General features: G+C 64.9%; 25 protein-coding genes. 8 read left to right on the forward strand and 17 right to left on the reverse strand.

Annotation, left to right across the window (positions count from 1 at the left end):
• Window positions 1-24: 24 nt before the first annotated feature.
• The gene (locus tag LC083_RS04565) at window positions 25-1920 is read right to left on the reverse strand and encodes a M1 family metallopeptidase (RefSeq protein ID WP_226699377.1); all 1896 of its coding nucleotides are present in this window, start codon (window positions 1918-1920) and stop codon (window positions 25-27) included.
• Between the two features lie 157 nt (window positions 1921-2077).
• Between LC083_RS04565 and LC083_RS04570 the strand changes: the two genes are divergently transcribed.
• Window positions 2078-2941, forward strand: a complete 864-nt coding sequence (locus LC083_RS04570) for a family 16 glycosylhydrolase (protein ID WP_222555115.1) — start codon at window positions 2078-2080, stop codon at window positions 2939-2941.
• Window positions 2942-2945: 4 nt separating this feature from the next.
• On the opposite strand, the gene LC083_RS04575 is transcribed toward LC083_RS04570, so the two are convergent.
• Window positions 2946-3809, reverse strand: coding sequence for a Rieske 2Fe-2S domain-containing protein (locus LC083_RS04575; protein WP_226699378.1), 864 nt, complete (start codon window positions 3807-3809; stop codon window positions 2946-2948).
• On the reverse strand, window positions 3800-4657 hold the full coding sequence (hemF, locus tag LC083_RS04580; RefSeq protein ID WP_222555117.1) for an oxygen-dependent coproporphyrinogen oxidase: 858 nt from the start codon (window positions 4655-4657) through the stop codon (window positions 3800-3802). The genes LC083_RS04575 and hemF overlap by 10 nt, the downstream gene beginning before the upstream one ends.
• 45 nt (window positions 4658-4702) lie before the next feature.
• Here hemF and pdeM point away from each other — a divergent pair, with 45 nt between their 5' ends.
• From pdeM to LC083_RS04610, 6 genes are all read left to right on the forward strand, one after another.
• Window positions 4703-5419: a ligase-associated DNA damage response endonuclease PdeM gene (gene pdeM, locus LC083_RS04585; protein ID WP_226699379.1), complete on the forward strand. Its 717-nt coding sequence runs from the start codon at window positions 4703-4705 to the stop codon at window positions 5417-5419.
• Window positions 5420-5518: 99 nt separating this feature from the next.
• On the forward strand, window positions 5519-6037 hold the full coding sequence (gene infC, locus LC083_RS04590; protein WP_160608246.1) for a translation initiation factor IF-3: 519 nt from the start codon (window positions 5519-5521) through the stop codon (window positions 6035-6037).
• A 250-nt stretch (window positions 6038-6287) separates the two neighbouring features.
• Window positions 6288-7457, forward strand: a complete 1170-nt coding sequence (locus LC083_RS04595; RefSeq protein ID WP_226699380.1) for a DUF547 domain-containing protein — start codon at window positions 6288-6290, stop codon at window positions 7455-7457.
• A gap of 92 nt (window positions 7458-7549) precedes the next feature.
• Complete coding sequence (locus LC083_RS04600) at window positions 7550-8959, forward strand: SLC13 family permease (RefSeq protein WP_226699381.1); 1410 nt, start codon at window positions 7550-7552, stop codon at window positions 8957-8959.
• 304 nt (window positions 8960-9263) lie between these two features.
• Window positions 9264-10526, forward strand: a complete 1263-nt coding sequence (locus LC083_RS04605) for a cystathionine gamma-synthase family protein (RefSeq protein WP_264187085.1) — start codon at window positions 9264-9266, stop codon at window positions 10524-10526.
• Window position 10527: 1 nt separating this feature from the next.
• Complete coding sequence (locus LC083_RS04610) at window positions 10528-11430, forward strand: ATP-grasp domain-containing protein (protein WP_226699383.1); 903 nt, start codon at window positions 10528-10530, stop codon at window positions 11428-11430.
• On the opposite strand, the gene LC083_RS04615 is transcribed toward LC083_RS04610, so the two are convergent.
• Both LC083_RS04615 and LC083_RS04620 read right to left on the reverse strand, forming a co-directional pair.
• Entirely contained in the window at window positions 11427-11717 is a 291-nt protein-coding gene (locus LC083_RS04615) for a PilZ domain-containing protein (RefSeq protein ID WP_226699384.1), read from the reverse strand. The genes LC083_RS04610 and LC083_RS04615 overlap by 4 nt on opposite strands.
• Window positions 11718-11814: 97 nt before the next feature.
• Window positions 11815-12348: a J domain-containing protein gene (locus tag LC083_RS04620; protein ID WP_226699385.1), complete on the reverse strand. Its 534-nt coding sequence runs from the start codon at window positions 12346-12348 to the stop codon at window positions 11815-11817.
• 148 nt (window positions 12349-12496) lie between these two features.
• On the opposite strand from LC083_RS04620, the gene LC083_RS04625 reads away from it, so the two are divergent.
• Entirely contained in the window at window positions 12497-12646 is a 150-nt protein-coding gene (locus LC083_RS04625; RefSeq protein ID WP_226699386.1) for a hypothetical protein, read from the forward strand.
• 42 nt (window positions 12647-12688) lie between these two features.
• On the opposite strand, the gene pal is transcribed toward LC083_RS04625, so the two are convergent.
• The 12 genes from pal to hisB all read right to left on the reverse strand — a co-directional run bounded on the left by pal (window position 12689) and on the right by hisB (window position 20617).
• A complete protein-coding gene (gene pal / locus LC083_RS04630; protein WP_160608253.1) occupies window positions 12689-13201 on the reverse strand; it encodes a peptidoglycan-associated lipoprotein Pal in 513 nt (170 codons plus the stop codon).
• An 81-nt stretch (window positions 13202-13282) separates the two neighbouring features.
• Window positions 13283-14668 carry a Tol-Pal system beta propeller repeat protein TolB gene (gene tolB / locus LC083_RS04635; protein ID WP_226699387.1) on the reverse strand — a complete coding sequence of 462 codons (1386 nt, stop codon included), beginning with the start codon at window positions 14666-14668 and terminating at the stop codon, window positions 13283-13285.
• Complete coding sequence (locus LC083_RS04640) at window positions 14665-15471, reverse strand: energy transducer TonB (RefSeq protein ID WP_222555126.1); 807 nt, start codon at window positions 15469-15471, stop codon at window positions 14665-14667. Before LC083_RS04640 ends, tolB begins: the two co-directional genes overlap by 4 nt.
• 10 nt (window positions 15472-15481) lie before the next feature.
• Entirely contained in the window at window positions 15482-15961 is a 480-nt protein-coding gene (locus tag LC083_RS04645) for an ExbD/TolR family protein (protein WP_226699388.1), read from the reverse strand.
• Between the two features lies 1 nt (window position 15962).
• Window positions 15963-16661, reverse strand: a complete 699-nt coding sequence (gene tolQ / locus LC083_RS04650) for a protein TolQ (RefSeq protein WP_160608257.1) — start codon at window positions 16659-16661, stop codon at window positions 15963-15965.
• Entirely contained in the window at window positions 16661-17113 is a 453-nt protein-coding gene (locus LC083_RS04655; protein ID WP_226699389.1) for a YbgC/FadM family acyl-CoA thioesterase, read from the reverse strand. Before LC083_RS04655 ends, tolQ begins: the two co-directional genes overlap by 1 nt.
• Before the next feature lie 83 nt (window positions 17114-17196).
• Window positions 17197-17574, reverse strand: a complete 378-nt coding sequence (locus LC083_RS04660; protein WP_226700016.1) for a histidine triad nucleotide-binding protein — start codon at window positions 17572-17574, stop codon at window positions 17197-17199.
• Window positions 17575-17576: 2 nt separating this feature from the next.
• Window positions 17577-17891 (reverse strand): phosphoribosyl-ATP diphosphatase, encoded by a 315-nt coding sequence (locus LC083_RS04665; protein ID WP_226699390.1) that lies wholly within the window; start codon window positions 17889-17891, stop codon window positions 17577-17579.
• Between the two features lie 18 nt (window positions 17892-17909).
• Window positions 17910-18683: an imidazole glycerol phosphate synthase subunit HisF gene (hisF, locus tag LC083_RS04670; protein ID WP_226699391.1), complete on the reverse strand. Its 774-nt coding sequence runs from the start codon at window positions 18681-18683 to the stop codon at window positions 17910-17912.
• The gene (gene hisA, locus LC083_RS04675; protein WP_226699392.1) at window positions 18680-19408 is read right to left on the reverse strand and encodes a 1-(5-phosphoribosyl)-5-[(5-phosphoribosylamino)methylideneamino]imidazole-4-carboxamide isomerase; all 729 of its coding nucleotides are present in this window, start codon (window positions 19406-19408) and stop codon (window positions 18680-18682) included. Before hisA ends, hisF begins: the two co-directional genes overlap by 4 nt.
• Window positions 19405-20031, reverse strand: a complete 627-nt coding sequence (hisH, locus tag LC083_RS04680) for an imidazole glycerol phosphate synthase subunit HisH (RefSeq protein ID WP_226699393.1) — start codon at window positions 20029-20031, stop codon at window positions 19405-19407. Before hisH ends, hisA begins: the two co-directional genes overlap by 4 nt.
• The gene (hisB, locus tag LC083_RS04685) at window positions 20024-20617 is read right to left on the reverse strand and encodes an imidazoleglycerol-phosphate dehydratase HisB (RefSeq protein ID WP_226699394.1); all 594 of its coding nucleotides are present in this window, start codon (window positions 20615-20617) and stop codon (window positions 20024-20026) included. The genes hisH and hisB overlap by 8 nt, the downstream gene beginning before the upstream one ends.
• Window positions 20618-20716: the final 99 nt, after the last annotated feature.

Consider the following 20716-nt stretch of genomic DNA (forward strand, 5'->3'; position numbering starts at 1 on the left):
GGTCCATGCAACCCAGCCTTATGCTTACTCCGTCCAGCCCAGCACCCGGTCCACGCCCGCGCGCGTCGCCGCGTGATAGCTGCCGCGCGTTCCTGCATAGATGCGCTTGGCGATCGGCTGGCCCCATTCGCCTTCGTTCCACAGCACCGTGAAGAGCGGGCGGACGAATTTGGCGCGGCCGACTTCGGCAAGGAACGCTTCGACCTGAGGGACAGCCGGTTCGTAGCGGTTCATCAGCGCCAGTTCGAGCCAGAGGAACAGGATCTCGTTGTTCCCCGTCTTCGACAGGCCCAGCGCCCTGTCGAGCGCGGCGAGCTGCGCGGCAGTGCGATCCTTGGGGAGGTTGTCCACGAAGCGCATCTGCTCTGCTGCGGTCCAGCCGGCATAGGCCGCGGGGATGGCGCCCGACGCCGTGTAAGCGGCAACGGCCGTATCGACCTCGGCAAAGGCAGCCGGGTCGGGCTTGGCGACATTGGCGGGCAGGCCCGGCGCGAAAATCCATTCGCGCAGCATCAGCGCCTCGGCCTCTGCAGGCGATGCGACGAGGTTTTCCATCATGTCGGCGAGGAACATCTCGCTGGTCGCAGGTTGGAAGGCGTGGCCGTCGAACCACTGGCGCAGCCAGGCATCGAACCGCTCCCGGCCCACGATCCGTTCCACCGTGCGCAGGAAGAAAGCGCCCTTGTCATAGGCAATCGCGCTGCCGAGCTCGTATTCGCCATCGGTGCTGAGCGCGGTGCCGGGTTCGTCCGCACCCACTTCGTCGAGCACTTCCTGGATATTGGCGTACATCAGCGCCGCTTCCTGTTCGGCGCGCTTCCTGCCGTAGACTTCCTCGACGATGCGGTTCTCGAAATAGGTCGTCACGCCTTCGTTGAGCCAGCTGTCGCCCCAGGTCGCATTGGTTACCAGATTGCCCGACCAGCTATGCGCCAGCTCGTGCGCGACGAGGCCGTTGTTCGACCGGTCGCCCGCGATGAAAGTGGGGGTGAGGAAGGTCATTACCGGGTTTTCCATCCCGCCGAAGGGGAAGGCTGGCGGCAGCACGATCATGTCGTAGCGGCCCCAGCGATAGGCGCCATAGAGCCGCTCCGCAGCGACCACCATCTCCTCGGTATCGGCCACCTCGGCATGGGCGCGGGGCAGGACCGAAGGTTCGGCCCAGACGCCCGTGCGCGGCCCGATCGGCTTGAAGTCGATATCGCCTGCAGCCAGCGCGATGAGGTAGGGCGGCACCGGCTTGTCCATCACGAAACGAAAAGCGCGGCGCCCGTCGCCGAGGTCTTCGGGCTCGCCCTGGCGCACGCCGCTCATCACCACGTCGAGCGGCTTGGGCGCGGTGATGCGCGCGGCCCAGGTCTGGCGGATGCCGGGACTGTCCTGCGTCGGGATCCAGGTGCGATTGCGGATCGCCTGCCCCTGGCTGAACAGGAAGGGGTGGACTTTGCCCGCGGTCTGTTCGGGGCTCAGCCATTGCAGCGCGCTGGCATCGGCAGGCGCCTTGTAGGCGATGCGGATATTGCGCGCGCCGTTCAGCGCAATCGTCAGCGGCGCGCCCTTGCCGCCGGCCTCGACCGTCTCGCCCACCGAGTAGGAAAGTTCGGCGCCGCGTGTATCGGTGATTTTCTCGATTTCGAGCCCGTAGCTGTCGAGCACCAGCCGCTCTTCGCCCGGAGCCACCAGGAGCCTGAGTTCGGCCACGCCGCCGACCCGCTGCGCGGTGAAGTCGAGGTCGAGATCGAGCTCGACATGGGTGACCCGTGCTTCCTGCGGGCGGGCATAGGTCGAAGTATCGAGCGCTTCGGGAGAGGTCAGGATCGGCGCGACCAGCGGCTCTGCATATCCGCCCGTGTCCGCCGGAATCGACGTGCAGGCAGCGCTGGCAAGCAGCAGGGAAAGCGGGGCGACGAAACGGCGCATGGGCGACTCCGGAAGCGGTTGATCTGGTTGGGACGGGGCGCCGTCTCGCAAATTCATGCTGCGATGGCCAGAGCGGCGATGAAATCGTACCCGCAGGACTCGCCAAATCCTCCGAAATCGGCAATGAGAACGTTATCAGGAACTGGAGAGGTCCCCAATGAAGTCGATCCTGCTGCCGCTTGCCGCCGCTGTCCTTGCCACCATCCCCGCCGCCGCTTCGGCGCAGCAGATGGAGGGGCGTGAGCTCATCTTCGCCGACGAATTCGATGGCGGCACGCTCGACCGCGAGAAGTGGGTGACCGTCGGTCCCGATTTCTGGGTCAACAACGAACAGCAGATGTATGTCGACGACCCGGCCGTGATCAACTTCATGCAGGGAGTCGAAGGCGCGGAGAACGGCGTGCTGATGCTGCGCCCGGTGTTCAATCCGGGCCTCGATCCCAGCAAGGACCGCAACGCGCCCTTCGTGTCGGGCCGGATCGAGAGCAAGGGCAAGTTCGACTTCACCTACGGCCGCGCCGAAGCCCGCATCCGCATGCCCGATGCCGAAGGCACCTGGCCCGCCTTCTGGCTGCTCGGCAACGGCAAGTGGCCCGAAACCGGCGAAATCGACATCATGGAATATGTTGGCGAGAAAGACTGGATCGGCGTCGCGCTTCACGGCCCCGGCTATTCGGGCGAAACCCCGCTGGTGAACAAGTTCTTCTTCCCCGAAGGCATTGATGTCACCGACTGGCACAATTACGCCGTCGAATGGACCGAGGACAAGATCGAGTTCCTCGTCGACGACCATGTCACTTACCGCGTCACCCGCCCGATGGTCGAAAACTACGGCAAATGGCGCTTCGACAATGCCAAATACCTGATTCTCAATTTCGCGATGGGCGGTGCCTATCCGTTCAAGACCAACGGCATCAAAGAACCCTATAACGGCGTGCCGGCGGAAACGGTCGAGAAAGTGAAGACCGGCAAGGTCGCCATGCTGGTCGACTGGGTCCGCGTCTGGGGCCCGAAAAAGTAAGAGCCTAGATCGGGCCCTGGAGGACCAGCCGCCCGCGGTCATCTTCCGCCACGCCGAATATCTCAAGCGCCGGGCAGCGCCCCTCTTCCTCGTGGCCGTCTTCCAGCGAGAAGCGATAGCCGTGCCAGGGGCAGGTCACGCGGCCATCGGCGATCTCGTGACCTGACAGCGGCCCCAGCAGGTGAGGGCAGGTCGCGCGGTGCGCCAGCCAGCGGCCTTCGTGGAAGCGCAGGACCATCTCGCCCCCGCCTGCGGAGACGATGTTGGCGCATTCCTTGTCGAAACCGGACGAGGCGCCCAGCGCGGTACCCGCCTCCGGCCGCACATGGCCACCCGATGACTTGCGCTCGATAGCCGCCTGGCGCCCGCTCATCAGCTGCTCGTCCTCGTCATAGAGCGTAGCATATTGCTGCTGGAGAGCGGCGAGGAGGAACTGGGCCTGCGCCTCGCTTTCCGGCGGCTGGGGGAGGTAGAATCCCACGCGTACCGTGATCCCGTCTTCGGGCACGGCAGTCGCCTGGGTATGGATTTCCACGCCCTGCCCGAAGCCCTCGACCACGCAGGTCGCCCAATAATGCCGCGCCGCGTCGACGAGCAGTTCGATGAACTGGCTGCCCGCAGAGCCCGGTAGCGATGCCTTGCACCGCCAGCCCCAGCTGCCCTGTTCGACCAGCGCGATATCGCCAAACGAGGTTGGATGGACGAAGGGCAGGTGTTCCCAGTCGTAGGCGTTTTCCATCATCCGCTGCAGGTTCACCGGCAGCTTTCGCTCGTAGGTACCGAGGTAGTGGAGTTCATCTAGGCGTGCCCGGTCGATCCGGTCGGACCTGCCGGCAAAGACTGCCCGATCGGCCGCGCTCAGCTCCACACGGCCTCGGGCGGCAGGCTCATGAGGATCGCGTCGATATTGCCGCCAGTCTTGAGGCCGAACAGCGTGCCGCGGTCGTAGACGAGATTGAATTCGGCATAGCGCCCGCGCCATTCGAGCTGGGTCAGCTTCTCCTCGGGCGTGAATTCGCTCTCCATCCGGCGGCGCACCAGCTTGGGGAAGATGTCGAGGAAGGCCTCGCCCACGTCGCGGGTGAAGGCGAAATTGCGCTCGAAAGCGGCTTCGTCCGTACATTCCAGGTGGTCGTAGAAGATTCCGCCTACGCCGCGGTGCACGCCGCGGTGGGGGATGAAGAAATAGTCGTCCGCCCACTTCTTGAACCGCTCGTAATAGGTCGGGTTGTGGGCCGAACAGGCCGCGCGGAAACGGGCGTGGAAGTCGTTCGTGTCCTCTTCGTACGGGAGCGGCGGGTTAAGGTCCGCCCCTCCGCCGAACCAGGCGGCCTGCGTGGTCAAAAAGCGCGTGTTCATGTGCACGGCCGGAACGTGAGGGTTCGCCATGTGCGCGACCAAGCTGATGCCGGTGGCGGTGAAGCCGGGATTTTCGGCGCTCGCCCCGTTGATCGAGGCGGCGAATTCGGGCGCGAAATTGCCGCGCACGGTCGACACGTTGACCCCGACCTTCTCGAACACCTTGCCCTTCATCAGGCCCTGGACACCGCCGCCCGGATCGTCATTGCCCGCTTCCTCGCGCTGCCACGGCGTGTAGGCGAAGGCAGCATCCGAGCCCGCTTCACGTTCGATCGCCTCGAATTCGGCGCAGATGCGGTCGCGCAGGGTTTCGAACCAGGTGCGCGCTGCTTGGGTCTGTTGTGTCCAGTCGGTCATGCGTGGGGCCTTGCCATCCCGATTTCCCTACGGCAATAGCGCCGCATGGTTCCCCTTTCGTTCGCAGGCGAGGAATGGCTCCTGACAGAGGGCCGCGCACTGTACTGGCCGCGCGAACAAGCGCTGCTGGTTGCCGACCTGCATCTCGAGAAAGGCAGCTTTTTCGCCAAGCACGGGCAGATGGTCCCCCCATACGACAGCCGCGAGACGCTGGAGCGCGTCGCCCTCGCCATCCGCGAAACGGGCGCGCGCCGCGTCATCACGCTGGGCGACAATTTTCACGATTCGGACGGATCGGCCCGGCTCGAACCCCACGCCTGCGGCATGCTGGAGGCGCTGACCAAGGCGGTCGACTGGGTCTGGATCACGGGCAATCACGATGATGGGCACGATCCCGACATGGCAGCGCGTTGCGGCGGCACGCTGGCAGAAGAACTCGAAATCGGCGGCGTCATCCTGCGCCACCGCGCGCAGAAGGGCGAGACGCGGCCCGAACTGTCGGGCCACTACCACCCGCGCCTACAGCTCAAGGTCCGCCAGCGCATGATCCGGCGGCCCTGCGCCGTTGTCAGCGCGAACGAGGGCGCGGACGGAAGGCCCAGCGGGCGCATGATCCTGCCTGCTTTCGGGGCCTATACCGGGGGCATGAACGCGGCCGATCCGGCCATCCTGAAGGCCCTCCAGCCCGCCGATCGCATCGATGCGGTGGTCCCTGCGGGAGGCAAGCTGGCGCGTTTCAACCTGTGGCATCGCGCCGCCTGAGTTTCGCCCTAGCGAAAAGGCGCGTTTCTCCCTACATAGCGCCCACACCAAACGGCAGAATCAGGAGATTGCCCCATAGCCCGTCCACCCCGGCGCAGCATGCAAATGCCCGTGAAAAGCGGCCCGCGCTACGATAACATGATCAACGTCCCCAAGGTCCGCGTGATCGATCACGAAGGCGAAAACCTGGGGGTGATGTACACCCGCGAAGCGGTAGAGCAGGCCAACGAACTGGGTCTCAACCTCGTCGAAGTGTCCCCCAATGCGGACCCGCCGGTGTGCAAGTTCCTGGACGTCGGCAAGTATCGCTACGAGGCGCAGAAGAAGGCGAACCTCGCACGCAAGACCCAGAAGACGCAGGAGATCAAAGAGATCAAGATGCGTCCCAACATCGACGATCACGATTACGACGTGAAGATGCGCAACGTGAACAAGTTCATCGAGCATGGCGACAAGGTGAAGGTCACCCTGCGCTTCCGCGGTCGCGAAATGGCGCACCAGCAGCTCGGCATGGACCTGCTCAACCGGGTGCGAGACGACGTCGAGGAAATCGCCAAGGTGGAAAGCTTCCCGCGCCTCGAAGGACGCCAGATGCTGATGGTGCTCGCACCCAAATAAGCGTCTGCCGGCAACGGTTCGACCGGACAAGAGCGGGGCGGTGCCATGGCACCAGCCCCGCTTTTTCATGGGCTTGGCACTTTCTCTCCATTGACGAAGGGCGAAGAGTCGCCCCTCCTATCGACCAAGTGCTTGCCCCAATCGGCAGGCTGCCCTGCCCCTGCCATGAATTCTGAAGTATAAGGGCAGCGATTTTCTTGGGGCTTCGACATCAGGCCCCGTCACGACTTCATCAGGCAGGTATCGCAACATGGGCAAACGACTTCTCGCTTCGGCAGCCATCGCATCGCTTCTTGCGCTGCCCGCAACGCCTGTCCTCGGGCAGGATGCCGCGCCGCTGGCCGCTGCGCAGGCCGCTTCGGTGGACGCCGAATTCGCCCGCTTCGCGCCGCGCCCGTCGAAGAACCTCCAGCTCGATTTCTCGGTCTGGCAGGACGCGCTGCGCTACATGGTCCTGCGCATGGGGCCATCCACGCGCCTCGGTGCGAACACCGTCCTGCCGCTGACGGGCACGCGCTTCGTCTACGGGCACGATTCGCGCATCCGCCTCGAAGGCAACCGCATTCCCTTCTCGATGCTGAGCGAGGAAGCGATCGCCCCGCTGACCGAATACCGCGAGGATCTGCAGCGCATCGCCGGTGAAATCGACATCGCCAGCCTGCCGAAGAACCAGCAGCTCGCCTTCTGGATCAACCTCCACAATGTTGCCGTGATCGAGAAGATCGCGCTGAACTATCCCGTCACCTCGCCCTCGCTCATCCGCCTCGACGGCAGCGACAAGCCGCTCGACGAGACGAAGTTCATCACCATCGCCGGCGTCGCGATGAGCCCGAAGGACATCCGCACCAGGATCGTCTTCCCCCACTGGGACGATCCCAAGGTGATCTACGGCTTCTTCCGCGGCGAACTGGGCGGCCCCACCATCCCGCGCGAAGCCTATACTGCGGCCAATGTCGATGCGCTGCTGGCCGAGAACGGCAACGAATTCGTCAATTCGCTGCGCGGCGTGGAAAGCATGGGCGGCAAGCTGCTGGTCTCCGCAATCTTCGAGGAAGCGGCCCCGTTCTTCTTCCCGCGCATGGACGATGACCTCAAGGCCCACCTCGCAACGCTCGCCGAGGAAGACGTCTCGGCGCTGCTCGCCGAAGGCAAGTCGATCAAGGTCAACACCTATGTCGACACGGTCGCCGACCTTGCCGGGGGCGAGAAGGAGCCGCTGTTCTACGAACTCCAGTCGAACGGCGAATACGCCTCGGCCAAGTTCACGCCTTCGATCCTGCGCCTGCTTGGCGAACGCGCACAGAAATACCGCGTGCTGCAGGAACAGGGCCGCCTCGGCCGCGTGATCCTGCTGCCCAATCCCGGCGAGACGATCGAACCTGCCGAAGAGGCCGGCGAACCCGCCCAGCCCGAGGAATAAGCCCTGCTGCCGCCATGAAAGCGGCATAGGCACCACGTGAAGCCTTGCTCCCTCCCGCCCCTGCCCGTTAGCAGGGCAGCGGGAGAGACGCAGTGAGCGCACAACGCATCGGTCTGGTAATCGGCATCCTTGCCCTGCTGGCAGGCATTTTCGCGCCCTTGCCCGCGGGGATGGAACGCGGGGCAGGTATCGTTGCCGGCCTCGTCGTCCTCATGGCCGCATGGTGGATGACCGAAGCGTTGCCGCTGACGGCGACCGCGCTGATGCCCTTCCTGGTCTTGCCCTTTGCCGGGGTGATGGACGCAAAAACCACGGCATCGGCCTATTATTCGCCCATCCTGTTCCTGCTGCTGGGCGGTGCCTTCATCGCCCTCGCCATCGAGCGCACCGGATTGCACAAGCGCCTGGCGCTCGCGCTGCTGCGCATGGTCGGCGGGCGCGGCGGGCAGGCCGGCGTGCTGCTGGCCTTCATGGCGACGGCGGCGATCCTGTCGATGCTGATCTCCAACACCTCCACCGCGCTGATCATGATGCCCATGGCCGTCGCCGTGCTGGCGGGCGGGGGCATCGGCGATCAGGACACCGAAGGCCTGTCGGGCGCCTTGCCCATGGGCATCGCCTTTGCCGCCAGCATCGGCGGGCTCGGCACGCTGGTCGGATCGCCCACCAATGCGATTGCCGTGGGCCTGCTCGACACGCTGACCGGCACGCGCATCACTTTCGCGCAGTGGGCCTTCTACGGCCTGCCGGTGGTCGTGATCGGGGTGCCGCTGGCCGCCTTCCTCGTCGCGCGGGTCCAGAAGGTCGCGGCGCATCCCTTCGATGCGCGCGCCGCACGCACGGCGATCGACACGCATTCTGCCTGGTCGAGCGCGGAGAAGCGGCTCGTCCCCGTCGTCGCAGTGACCTTCCTCTTGTGGATGGGGCAGATGTGGATCGCACCCTATCTGCCGGACGGATCGCTGACCGACGGCACCATCGCCATCCTGATGAGCCTGACGCTGTTCCTCCTGCCCGACGGCACGGGCAGGCCGCTGCTGACCTGGGACGAGGCGAACCGCGCGCCATGGGGCGTCATCATGATGTTCGGCGGCGGTTTGGCGCTGGCGGCCGGTATGGCGGCGAGCGGCCTTGCCGACTGGTTGGGGCAGGCCCTGTTGCCGCTGGAAGCGTGGCCGCTGGTGCTCGTCGCGATTGCCGTGGTCGCGATGGTCGTGCTGATCACCGAGTTCGCCAGCAACGTCGCCACGGCTAGCGGCATCATCCCGGTCGTCGCCAGCCTCGTCGTGGCTCTCGGTGCCGATCCGGTCCTGCTGGCCATGCCGGCCGCGCTGGCGGCAAGCTGGGGCTTCATGCTGCCGGCCGGAACCGGTCCCAATGCCATCGCCTGGTCGACCGGTCGCATCCGCATCGAACGGATGGTCAAGGCAGGCCTGCTGCTCGACCTGTTCGGCATCGTGATGATCGTAGCCGTGGTGTGGGGCATGAACGCGCTGCTCTGACGGGCGTTTTCCTACCGTCAGTCGGCTTGCTATCGCCGCCCTTATGGCGCCGAAAACTCTCTCCCCCAACGCTTCCGTATCGGCGTCATCGCGGGACCGGGATTTTCTCCTGTGGACTGTGTTCCAAGCGTTCCATCCTGTGGGCTTGGTCGCAGTTGAAACCAACATCGCTCCAACATAAGACATGGCCCACAGCGGCTGTCGACGGAGAGGCGTTCCTGCGGAGGTTAGGAACGGGCGCCCCGGCAGCCTCATCGGCCCCCGCCTTCCTGGGGGCGAAGATACAGGAAGGATGCTCGCGACCATGAGCGACGTCACCAAGATCAACGGCCGCCCCCTGAAACCCAGCACGCTGATGATGGGCCACGGTTACGACCCCGTGCTGTCCGAAGGTAGCCTCAAGCAGCCGCTCTTCCTCACCAGCACTTTCGCCTTCCCCAGCGCTGCCGACGGCAAGCGCCATTTCGAAGGCATCACCGGCAAGCGTCCGGGCGGTGCGGACGGCCTCGTCTATTCGCGCTTCAACGCGCCGAACCAGGAAATCCTCGAAGACCGCCTGTCCATCTGGGACGGCGCGGAAGACGCCCTGTCTTTCTCCAGCGGCATGTCCGCGATCTGCGTCCTGCTGCTGACCTATGCGAGCCAGGGCGACGTGATCGTCCATTCGGGACCGCTCTATGCCGCGACCGAAGGCTTCGTCGCCAAATGGCTGAGCAAGTTCGGCGTGAGCTACATCGACTTCCCCGCAGGCGCGACGCGTGAAGAGATCGACGCCGTGCTCGCACAGGGCAAGGCCAAGGCCGCCGAACAGGGCGGCAAGGTTTGCATGGTCTATCTCGAAAGCCCGGGCAATCCGACCAATGCGCTGGTCGACGTGCAGGCCGTGCGCGCCGCGGTCGACGCAGCGGGGCTGGAATGCCCGATCGCGATCGACAACACCTTCCTCGGTCCGCTGTGGCAGCGCCCGCTCGAACATGGTGCGGACATCGTGGTCTACTCGCTGACCAAATACGTGGGCGGCCATTCCGACCTCGTCGCGGGCAGCGTCGCCGGCGCCAAGAAGTGGATGGACCCGGTGCGCATGCTGCGCAACACGATGGGCGGGATCTGCGACCCGAACACGGCATGGATGCTTTGCCGCAGCCTCGAGACCGTCGAACTGCGCATGCAGCGCGCGGGCGAAAATGCGGAGAAGGTCTGCGCCTTCCTTGCCCAGCATCCCAAGGTCGAAGGCCTCGGCTATCTTGGCATGATCAAGGATGCGCGCCAGCAGGACATCTACGACCGCCATTGCCTCGGCGCCGGTTCGACCTTCTCGCTGCTGCTCAAGGGCGGCGAGGCGGAATGCTTCCGCTTCCTCGACAACCTCAAGATCGCCAAGCTGGCGGTCAGCCTCGGCGGGACCGAAACGCTCGCCAGCCACCCGGCCTCGATGACGCACCTGTCAGTGCCGGACGAGCGCAAGGCGGCGCTGGGCATCGGCGACAACCTCATCCGCATCTCGATCGGGATCGAGGACGCGGACGACCTCATCGCAGACTTCGAACAGGCGCTGGAACAGGTCTGAAGTGACGACAAGGATCGGCTTCCTCGCCTGCGCCGACACGCTGCCGCCGCCCGAAGGCGTGGCGGACGAACGGCGCGGGGACGCTTTCGAGCACGACCTCGAAACCGCGGCCCTGCGCCCGGCATTCGCTGCTGCGGGGCTGGAGCTGGTGGAGATCGACTGGCGCGCACCGCTGGGCGAATTCGAGGGGATGGCCTTGGTCCTGCTCGGCACGGCCTGGGACTATCAGGACCATCCGGACGAGTTCCTCGACAAGCTGGAAGCCCTGGCCGATATGGGTATTGCAGTCTGCAATCCGCCGGATGTCGTGCGGTGGAATGCGGACAAGCGCTATCTTCGCGAGCTGGACGAGCGCGGGGTGACCACAGTGCCCACGCTCTGGCTCGACGATCTCGACAATGCGGGCGTGCTGGAGGCGATGGACGGCTTCGGCTGCGACCGCATCGTGGTCAAGCGGCAGGTCGGCGCAGGTGGTCTCGGGCAGCACAGCTTCTCGCGCGCGCAGTTGCCCGAAGACGGCTGGCGCATGGGTCGCCCGTGCATGGTCCAGCCGTTCCTGCCAAGCGTCGTCGAAGAGGGCGAGTACACCTTCCTCTTCGTCGATGGGGCTTTCAGCCACGGCGTGCTGAAGCGGGCGGCGGAGGGAGAATACCGCATCCAGTCGCTCTATGGCGGCTATGAATGCGATTTCGAGCCCGATGCCGCCGACCTCGCAAAGGCGCAGTCGGTGGTCGCCTCGTTGCCGATCGACCGGCCGCTCTATTGCCGCATCGACATGGCGCGGCTGCCCTCGGGGGATCTTGCGGTGATGGAGGCCGAGATGATCGAGCCCTACCTCTATCCGCAGCAGGGGCCGGAACTGGGAAAGCGGATGGCCGAGGCCATTCTCAAAAGACTGGGTTAGTTAGGCCTCACGTCCAGCGCGGCCAGGATTTGCGGCGTCAAGGACCGGGTGAACTGCACGCCCGCCTCCGCGCCCTGAACCCAGACGACCTGTCCCGCAAAGGCAAGGCGATCGTCGATCTCGAAGATGAGCATGGCACCCGGTTCCGCAGAGGCATCGAACAGTTCGACGCGGCAACCGGTCCCTGAAACATCGCACAGGATTGCCTGCGCCCGCTGCCTCGCGACAAGGCAGTCGAGCACGACGTTCGTGGCGTGACGCGGAATGAGGCGCTGCTGTATCGTCATGGTCCGTTCCGGGACTCTTTGTAGCAGCCACAGGGCAAAAATTCGTAAACGCGACCTTTACTATGAGGGGCCGCGAAAACAGTGATTTAGAAAGGCATCAGCCCTTCCATTCGCGTCTTTCCTCGGCAGATTTTAGGATTTCGTAGGCAAGCGAATACTGCTGGAACTGGGCCGCTGCATCCTTGTCGCCCGGCTTGACGTCGGGGTGCACTTCCTTGGCCCGGGCGCGAAATGCCTTCTTCACGGTCGCGAAGTCGGCATCGGCCTCCAAGTCGAGCACTTCGAGCGCGCGCATTTCGTCTGCGCTGCGCGATCCGTCGCCGCTGCCTGCCCAGCCGTAGTGCTGCGCTTCGGCATAGCCGGCATTCTCGGTACGCTCTGCCTTGGCGCGGGCCTCCTTATCGGCCTTGTCGAGGCCTTCGAAATAATCCCAGCCGCGATTGTACTCGGCGGCATGGGCCTGGCAGAACATCCAGCGCTCGGGACTGTTGGGCGCCTTGGGTGCGGGACAGTCGCCGACTTCCTCGCAACCATGCCGGTCGCACAGGCGAACAGGCGCGGCTTCGCGGCTGGCGTCGTACCCGCGCCAGCGGGGAAATCCCCAATCGTTGGAGCGCCGCGCCTTAGGCACGGTAGATCGTTCCGGAAGTCGTTTGTCGGGCTGGCATGGTCGTCAATCTAAGAGCACTGGCGAACTTGGCAAGGATATGGGAACCAGTTTCAATTCGAAATGTTGCATTGCAACGATTGTTTCACGTTTCCAGCCTAGGGGCCATGTCATGAGCAAGCAGCTTACGCTTTCTGCCATCGCCGCCGCACTGACCATGGGCCTTTTCGCCCTGTCGGCGGGCGCGGGCTATTTCGATATTCCGGCCGGCAGCCAGCTTGCCGGTCATGCGCCGCTGTTCGACCTGAACGCGCGTTTCTGAGCGAAACGGGCCCCGGCCTGGCCGGGACCCATTCCTTCATGATCAGTTGATCGTAATCGTCGCGGCGCGGCGGTTGAGCGCCCATGCAGATTCGTTCGAACCGAGCGCCACGGGGCGTTCCTTGCCGTAGCTGACGGTGCGGATGCGGTTGGCCGGAATGCCGATGCTGACGAGGTAGTTCTTCGCCGCATTGGCGCGGCGCTCGCCCAGAGCAAGGTTATACTCGCGCGTTCCGCGTTCGTCGGCATGGCCTTCGATCGTGAAATTGATCTGCGGATATTGGCTGAAATACTGCGCCTGCGTCTGCAACTTGGCGCTATCCTCGGCGTCGATATTGTAGCGGTCGGTCTCGAAATAAACGACCGTGTTCGACTGGCCGACGGCAGCGATGAAGTGCTGCATCGAGCCCACCGCCGGTCCGGTTGAGGTCGGCGTCGGAGTCGGCGTCGCGACATCTTCCGGCGGCGGCGGAAGCTCTTCCGGAGCCTTCTTCGAGCACGCGGCCAAGGCCAGCGCGGAGGTCAGCACAGCGACAGTAGCGAAACGGGTATTCATAGGCTGTCCCCTTGTAAAACAGCGGTTTTCAATCGGCTTGCCCCCGATCGGTTTTTCGTCCCCACGAAACTCTCAATGCACTTACGGCAGGATCGGTCCCCATGCCGGGTCCGATGCGTCGACCGGCGTTGGCAGGCGGCGCTCGTTCTCGCCGGTGAGGTCAACCTGCCACAGCGAGGTCTTGCCGGTATTCCGCTCGGTGCGGAAGAACTGGATGATGCGGCCATTGGGCGCCCAGGTCGGCGCCTCGTCCTGCCAGCCGCTGGTCAGCTTGCGGAAGCCGCGACCACTGGGGTTCATGACCGCCACGTTGAAGTCGCCAGCAATGTGGGTGAAGGCGATCTGGTCGCCGCGCGGGCTCCATTCGGGCGTCGCGGACCGGCCACCGAAGAACGACAGGCGGCGCTGGTTCGAACCGTCGGCATTCATGATGTAGATCTGCTGGCTTCCCGACCGGTCGCTTTCGAACACGATCTGCCGGCCATCGGGCGAGAAGGAGCCGCCGATATCGATGCCGGGCGCATCGGTCAGCCGCTCGCTGCGCCCGCCCTGCGCGGAGACGCGGTAGATGTCGGTATTTCCGCCGACTGCCATCGAATAGAGGATGTAGCGACCGTCGGGGCTCCAGCGGGGTGCGAAGGTCGGGTTCTCGCTCTGCGTCACCAGCGTCTGGCGGCCGGTGCCGATATCGTAGACATAAATGCGCGGGTTGCCGTCCACATAGCTGAGATAGACCAGCTGCTTGTAATCGGGCGAATAGCGCGGCGTCAGCGCGGTCGAACGGCCGGTCGTGATGAAGCGGTGGTTCGCCCCGTCGCTGTCCATGATGGCGAGCCGCTTGACTCGGTTATCCTTGGGGCCGGTTTCAGCAATGTAAGCGATGCGGCTGTCGAAGAACGGGCTTTCACCGGTCAGGCGCGAATAGATGAGGTCGGCGCACTTGTGTGCGGCGCGCCGCCAGTCGGCAGGCGAGACCACCCAGCCTTCTGCGACGAGGCGGCTCTGCAGTGCCATGTCGTAGAGATAGCAGCCCACGGTCAGCCGGTCGTCGCTGCGCGCACGGACGTATCCGTGGACCAGCATCTCGGCCCCGCGGTTTGACCAGGTCGCCCAGGCCGGTGCGTTGATATTGGCAAAGCTCGGCTTGGGCAGCGCATCGGGACCGGTCGGTTTGAACAGGCCATTGTTGCGCAGGTCCGCGGTAATCACACGGGCCAGTTCGACGCCAAGCGCCGCGGTGCCCTGCGCATTGGCAGGGGTGGCGACATTGCGGTCGGTCGCGAAGGCGGGGATGGCGATGCCGAGATCGTCGAGATTGCCCTCGAAGCTGACCGACCCGGTCAGGCCGCCCTCTTCCTCGATCGTTTCCACGTCCTGGCCTTCGGGGATCGGTTCCCCAAGATCCTGGTTCTGCGCGGCGAGCGGTGCGGCCACGAAGGCGAAGGTTGCAGCTATCAGGTACTTCATTGGGCAAGTCTCCAGTCGAAGCCGAAGGGTCCAACCACCTTCCAGGCTTCATAGTACTGTTCTGGCAAGTCGAACGGGGCAGCCAGTTGCACCGCGCGGATGGCCTGTTCGCCATGGCGTCCCGCTTGTGCGCGGTTGGTGTCGTTCACGCCGGTCTGGCGAACGACCTCGGGCCGGCCGGCAAGGCTGCCATCGGGATTGAGGCGGAACCGCAGGAAAGTGGTGATTTCCTCCACCTCCGGGCCGCTAGGCGGTTTCCAATGCGGCTTGATCTTGCGCGAGATGGCCTGGACCAGCGATGCCTTCGCGCTCGCGCCGATCTGCGAGGCGGGGACGCGGGTCTCGTTGGTCGTCGTGCTGTCGCCTGCACCGGCAAGAAAATTATCGCCGATGCGCGAGCCGCCGCCCCGCTCTGCCGGTCGCGGCTGCGCCTGCTGGCGCGGCTGCTCGCGGCGGGGCTGCTGGCGTGTCTCGCGTGCAGGGGCGGGAACGGGCGATTGAACTCTCGGCGTCGGGCGATCGACTTGCGGCGTCGACGGTGCGGGCAGGATTTCGGGTGCAGGGGCCGGGACATCGGCCAGTTCGGGCGCGATCGCGGCGCGGCTTTCCGGCACCGGATCTGGCGCGGTCGCCTCCATCCCGACGTCTTCGGCCAGGCTCACCGTCATGCGCTCGGTGCGCGGCGGGGCCTTGTCGCCTTCGAAAAAGGCCTGAATCACCAGCGCGGCGAGCACCAGCAGGTGCAGCGCGACCGCGACGATCAGCCCGGTACGCTCCTCTGCCCTGATTGCGGTTCTCTCCATGACCTTCTGGCTATTCCTCGTCGGATGAACCGGAATTGACCGGGGGGGCCGACTGGCCGCCATTCGTCACCAGCGAGATGCGATTGAGACCGGCCCGGTTGAGCTCGCCCATCACCGCCATCACGCGGCCGTAGTCGAGCGCGCGGTCAGCGCGAAGGGTAATGTCCGGCCCCTCGCCCGTGCGCGGCAGGTTCTCGAGCGACTGCGGCAATCCCCCGACAGGCACCTGCTGGTCGTCGATGTAGACATAGCCTTCCGCATCGATGCTGATCGACACCTGCTGCGCTTCCTGCGGCAGGGCATTGGCCCTGCTGTCGGGCAACTGGATCGGCACGCCTGCGGTCAGCAGCGGGGCCGTGACCATGAAGATGATCAGCAGCACCAGCATCACGTCGACGAAGGGCGTGACGTTGATTTCGGACATGGGCCGCCGCCCGCCGCGCCCGCGACGGCGGCGCGTGCCTTTGGCAGAGGCGAGGTTCATCGCCATTTCAGCGCTGCTCCAGCTGGCGGCTGAAAGTTGCGTGCAGCCGGTCGGCGAAGCGGTGGAGGCCGGCCTCGAACCGTTCGACCGAGTGGCTGAACCGGTTATAGGCGATCACCGCGGGAATGGCGGCGAACAGGCCGATGGCGGTAGCGAAGAGCGCTTCCGAAATGCCGGGTGCCACAACGGCGAGCGAGGAGCTCTCCTGCGCGCCGATCTGGAAGAAGCTGTTCATGATGCCCCAGACCGTGCCGAACAGGCCGACGAAAGGGGCGACCGCACCGACGGTGGCGAGGAAGTTGAGGCGCTCGGCAATGTCGTCGGCCTCCATGGCTACCTGGCTTTCCATGGCCGAGGCAAGGCGGCTGCGCAGACCCTCGCGATCGCGAACCTCGCCCTTGGTCGACTTGCGCCATTCGACGACGGCGGCTTGCGCCACGCGGGCAGACGGAACATCACGGGTGCCGCGTTCGGCCATGAAGCGGTCGAAGTTCTCCGCCTGCCAGAAATCTTCCTCGTACTTGCGGGTACGGGTCTTCAGCTTGCCCATGCGCAGCGAGAAGGAGACGATGATCGTCCACACCCAGATGCTGGCAAGGACGAGGCCGAGCATGACCAGCTGGACGACAATGTCGGCGTCCATGAACAGCTGGACGGGATCGACACGGGTCGGAGCGGTTACGGCGAGGAGGGAAAGTGTCGTCATTATGCCTCTGTCGAGCTGGCGAAGCGCGCGAAGGATGCGCGCCAATCCTCGGGCTGCCGGCGGGGCCGCCCATCAAGTGAAATGAAGCCGACGCGCAAATGTGCCTCGGCCAGCAATTCGTCTCCGCGAAACGCCTTCTGGTGCATCCGGCAGGATGCGGCCTTCAGTTCGGTGCAACGCGTTTCGATCAGCACATCGTCGTCGAGTTTCGCGGGGCGCAGGTACTTGAGATTGATCTCGGACACCGCGTAGGCGCCCTCGCCCGCCTCGATGGCGGCGCGCTGGTCGATCTCCAACCGCCGCAGCAGGTCCGAACGTGCGCGTTCGAACCAGCGCAGGTAATTCGCGTGATAGACGATGCCCGACAGGTCCGTGTCCTCGTAATAGGCGCGCACGGCATAAAGATGCCGGTCCTTGTCGATGATACCGTCGGGGAAGTTGGGCATGTTCATGGCCGCGGTTCCTCTAGCCCAGCGCCGACTCGCGCGGCAAGCACGGGATTTTTACGCCTGCGCGCCCCGTCGCCGACACGTGCTTATCTTGCGATCATCGGCCCCAGGAACTGCCCGCCGAAGATGTGGACGTGGAGATGCGGCACCTCCTGTCCGCCGTGGTGCCCGATATTCGCCATCATCCGGTAGCCCGGCTCCACCAGTCCCTTGTCGCGGGCGACCTTGCCTACCGCGCGCACGAAGCCGGCGATTTCTTCCGCGCTCGCCTTCTCGCTGAAATCGTCCCAGCTGACATAGCGCCCCTTGGGTACGACCAGCGTATGCACCTGCGCCTGCGGATTGATGTCCTCGAAGGCAAAGGCCCATTCGTCTTCGTAGACCTTGGTCGAGGGGATTTCCCCGCGCAGGATTTTCGCGAAGATGTTGTTGTCGTCATAGGGTTGCGTGGGATCGATCGGCAACGTCATTCGCTCCTGCTGGCTTTTTCTTCCAGGCCCGAGACGCCCTCGCGCCGGTCGAGTTCGGCCAGCACCTCGGCCAGCGATACGCCTTTGGCCTGCAGCAGCACGAGAAGGTGCATGAGGAGATCCGCGCTTTCGGCGACCAGGCCGTCACGGTCGTCGCCGACGGCTGCGATCACGGCTTCGACCGCTTCCTCGCCGACCTTCTGGGCGATCTTGGCAAGACCCTTGTGATACAGGCTCGCGACATAACTTTCATCGGGCGAGGCGCCGAGACGCTGGGCGATGGTCTGTTCGAGACGGGCGAGCGTATCCATGTGCTTCTCCTGCACCGATCAGCCGCGCGCAGGCAAGCCCGCCGCGCGCAGGGCAGTGTGCGCTTCGGCGATGGAATATTCGCCGAAATGGAAGATCGAGGCGGCGAGAACGGCGCTGGCATGGCCTTCGGTCACGCCTTCGACGAGATGCTGGAGCGTGCCGACACCCCCGCTGGCGATCACGGGCACCGAAACGCTGTCGGCAATCGCGCGGGTCAGTTCGAGGTCATAGCCCTGCTTGGTCCCGTCGCCGTCCATCGAGGTGACGAGCAGTTCGCCCGCGCCAAGTTCGGCGAGGTGCTGGGCGTGTTCCACCGCGTCGATCCCCGTCGGCTTGCGACCGCCATGGGTGTAGATTTCCCAGCCGCGAAAGCCCTCGCCATGTGTCTTTGCGCGGGCATCGACGCTGGCGACGACGCACTGGCTGCCGAATTTCTCTGCGATCTCGCGCACGAGTTCGGGCCGCGAGACGGCGGCAGAATTGACCGCCACCTTATCGGCGCCGGCGAGTAGCAATGCACGCGCATCCTCGACGCTGCGCACCCCTCCGCCGACCGTCAGCGGCATAAAGCACACCGCCGCGGTACGCCGCACCATGTCAAGCAGCGTGCCGCGCCCTTCGTGGCTGGCCGAAATGTCGAGGAAGCAGAGTTCGTCGGCACCGGCCCGGTCATAGGCCTGCGCCTGTTCGACCGGATCGCCCGCGTCCTTGAGGTCGACGAAATTCACGCCTTTCACCACGCGGCCATCGGCGACGTCGAGACAGGGAATGACGCGGATGCGGACGGTCATGCCCGCGCCGCCACTGCCAGCGCCGCTGCAAGGTCCAGCCGCCCGTCATAAAGCGCACGGCCAGTGATCACGCCTTCGATGCCTTCTTTCGCGTGGAGCGAGAGGACGTGGATGTCGTCGATGCCCTTTACGCCGCCGCTGGCGATCACCGGAATATCGACTTGCCGTGCAAGATCGACCGTCGCATCGAGGTTCACGCCCTTGAGCAGCCCGTCGCGCCCGATGTCGGTGAAGAGCAGCGCGGCAACGCCCGCGTCCTCGAACCGGCGGGCGAGGTCGACCACGGGCACGTCGGACACCTCGGCCCAGCCCTCGGTCGCGACCATGCCGTCCTTCGCATCGACCGCAACGACGATGCCGCCCTCGAATTCGCGCGCCATGTCCTTGACGAATTCGGGGTCCTTCAAGGCGGCCGAGCCCATGACAATGCGCGAGACGCCCGCATCGAACCAGCCCTCGACGTCTTCGCGCCGACGGATGCCGCCGCCCAGCTGCACGTGCCCCGGGAAAGCCGCGACGATGCTCTCCACCGCGTCGCGGTTCTGCGCAGACCCAGCGAAACTGCCGTCGAGATCGACGACATGGAGATGCTGTGCACCCGCGTCGGCAAACAGTTTCGCCTGCGCGGCCGGGTTGTCACCGTAGACCGTCGCGCGGTCCATATCGCCTTCGGCAAGGCGCACGACCTGGCCTGCCTTCAGGTCGATGGCGGGAAAAACGATCATGGCTTCCACTCGAGAAAGCGGGAAAGGAGGCCGAGCCCGTAGGCTTGGCTCTTTTCCGGATGGAATTGCACGCCGAGCAAATTGTCGCGTCCGACGGCTGCGACAAGGCCGCCGCCATGGTCGGTCATGGCCAGCACGTCGCGGCCCTTTTCGGCATGGAAATGGTAGGAATGGAGGAAATAGGCCTCGCCATCCTCGATCACGGGGTGGTCTTCCGCCTGGTGCGTAGGGGCGACATCGTTCCAGCCCATGTGCGGGACCTTCACGCTTTCATCGCGCGGGCGGATGAGACGAACCTCGCCGGGAATCCAGTCGAGCCCGGGGGTTTCGCCATGTTCGAGCCCGCGCGTGGCAAGCAGTTGCATGCCCACGCAAATGCCGAGGAACGGAGCGCCGCCGACGAAGACGCGTTCGTGCATCGCCTCGATTACGCCCTTCTCGGCGCGCAGGCCCGCAGCGCAGGCGCCGAAACTGCCAACGCCGGGCAAAACGATGCGGTCGGCGGCGCGAAGCACGTCGGGATCGGCGGTCACCTTTACCGCTGCCCCGACCTTCCTCAGCGCGTTCTCGACCGAATGCAGGTTCCCCGCGCCGTAATCGACGAGGGCAATGACTTCAGCCACCGAGCTGTCCTTTGGTCGACGGAATGGCCCCGCCCTTGCGCGGATCGATCTCCACTGCGACGCGCATCGCACGGGCGAAGCCCTTGTAGATCGCCTCGCAGATATGGTGGTTATTGGTGCCGTAAAGCAGCTCGACATGCAGCGTCAGACCGCAGGTCTGGGCAACCGAATGGAACCAGTGCTCGATCAGCTCGGTGTCCCATTCGCCCAGCTTTTCCTGGCTGAACCCGGCCTTCCACACGAGGTATGGGCGGCCCGAAATATCGAGCGCCACGCGCGCCAGCGTCTCGTCCATCGGCGAATAGGCGCTGCCGTAGCGGGCGATCCCACCCTTGTCGCCGAGCGCCTGTGCCAGAGCCTGGCCTAGCGCGAGCGCACTGTCTTCGGTCGTGTGGTGCTGGTCGACATGCAGGTCCCCATCGACCTTCATGGTCACGTCGATAAGGGAATGCTTGGCGAACTGTTCGACCATATGGTCGAGGAAGCCGATCCCCGTTGCGACGTCGTAGGTGCCGGTCCCGTCGAGATCGACCTCGACCAGGATTTTCGTTTCGGCGGTGTTTCTCTCGATACGGCCTGTACGCATGGCCCGCGCTATAGGCGAGCGGGCGCTAGGCGCAAGAAAATGCGGCTATTCGCACGGTAAAGTCAGGCTTAAAGCGCTTGACCCGCACGCCGCGCGGTT

Source organism: Qipengyuania gaetbuli (genome assembly GCF_020524765.1).
GTDB lineage: Bacteria > Pseudomonadota > Alphaproteobacteria > Sphingomonadales > Sphingomonadaceae > Qipengyuania > Qipengyuania gaetbuli_A.

Bases quoted from the DNA above. Each gene is read 5' to 3' on its own strand.
- LC083_RS04565 (WP_226699377.1), bottom strand. From the start codon at position 1,920: ATGCGCCGTTTCGTCGCCCCGCTTTCCCTGCTGCTTGCCAGCGCTGCC.
- LC083_RS04570 (WP_222555115.1), top strand. From the start codon at position 2,078: ATGAAGTCGATCCTGCTGCCGCTTGCCGCCGCTGTCCTTGCCACCATC.
- hemF (WP_222555117.1), bottom strand. From the start codon at position 4,657: ATGACCGACTGGACACAACAGACCCAAGCAGCGCGCACCTGGTTCGAA.
- pdeM (WP_226699379.1), top strand. From the start codon at position 4,703: ATGGTTCCCCTTTCGTTCGCAGGCGAGGAATGGCTCCTGACAGAGGGC.
- infC (WP_160608246.1), top strand. From the start codon at position 5,519: ATGCAAATGCCCGTGAAAAGCGGCCCGCGCTACGATAACATGATCAAC.
- LC083_RS04595 (WP_226699380.1), top strand. From the start codon at position 6,288: ATGGGCAAACGACTTCTCGCTTCGGCAGCCATCGCATCGCTTCTTGCG.
- LC083_RS04605 (WP_264187085.1), top strand. From the start codon at position 9,264: ATGAGCGACGTCACCAAGATCAACGGCCGCCCCCTGAAACCCAGCACG.
- LC083_RS04615 (WP_226699384.1), bottom strand. From the start codon at position 11,717: ATGACGATACAGCAGCGCCTCATTCCGCGTCACGCCACGAACGTCGTG.
- LC083_RS04625 (WP_226699386.1), top strand. From the start codon at position 12,497: ATGAGCAAGCAGCTTACGCTTTCTGCCATCGCCGCCGCACTGACCATG.
- pal (WP_160608253.1), bottom strand. From the start codon at position 13,201: ATGAATACCCGTTTCGCTACTGTCGCTGTGCTGACCTCCGCGCTGGCC.
- tolB (WP_226699387.1), bottom strand. From the start codon at position 14,668: ATGAAGTACCTGATAGCTGCAACCTTCGCCTTCGTGGCCGCACCGCTC.
- LC083_RS04640 (WP_222555126.1), bottom strand. From the start codon at position 15,471: ATGGAGAGAACCGCAATCAGGGCAGAGGAGCGTACCGGGCTGATCGTC.
- LC083_RS04645 (WP_226699388.1), bottom strand. From the start codon at position 15,961: ATGGCGATGAACCTCGCCTCTGCCAAAGGCACGCGCCGCCGTCGCGGG.
- tolQ (WP_160608257.1), bottom strand. From the start codon at position 16,661: ATGACGACACTTTCCCTCCTCGCCGTAACCGCTCCGACCCGTGTCGAT.
- LC083_RS04655 (WP_226699389.1), bottom strand. From the start codon at position 17,113: ATGAACATGCCCAACTTCCCCGACGGTATCATCGACAAGGACCGGCAT.
- LC083_RS04665 (WP_226699390.1), bottom strand. From the start codon at position 17,891: ATGGATACGCTCGCCCGTCTCGAACAGACCATCGCCCAGCGTCTCGGC.
- hisF (WP_226699391.1), bottom strand. From the start codon at position 18,683: ATGACCGTCCGCATCCGCGTCATTCCCTGTCTCGACGTCGCCGATGGC.
- hisA (WP_226699392.1), bottom strand. From the start codon at position 19,408: ATGATCGTTTTTCCCGCCATCGACCTGAAGGCAGGCCAGGTCGTGCGC.
- hisB (WP_226699394.1), bottom strand. From the start codon at position 20,617: ATGCGTACAGGCCGTATCGAGAGAAACACCGCCGAAACGAAAATCCTG.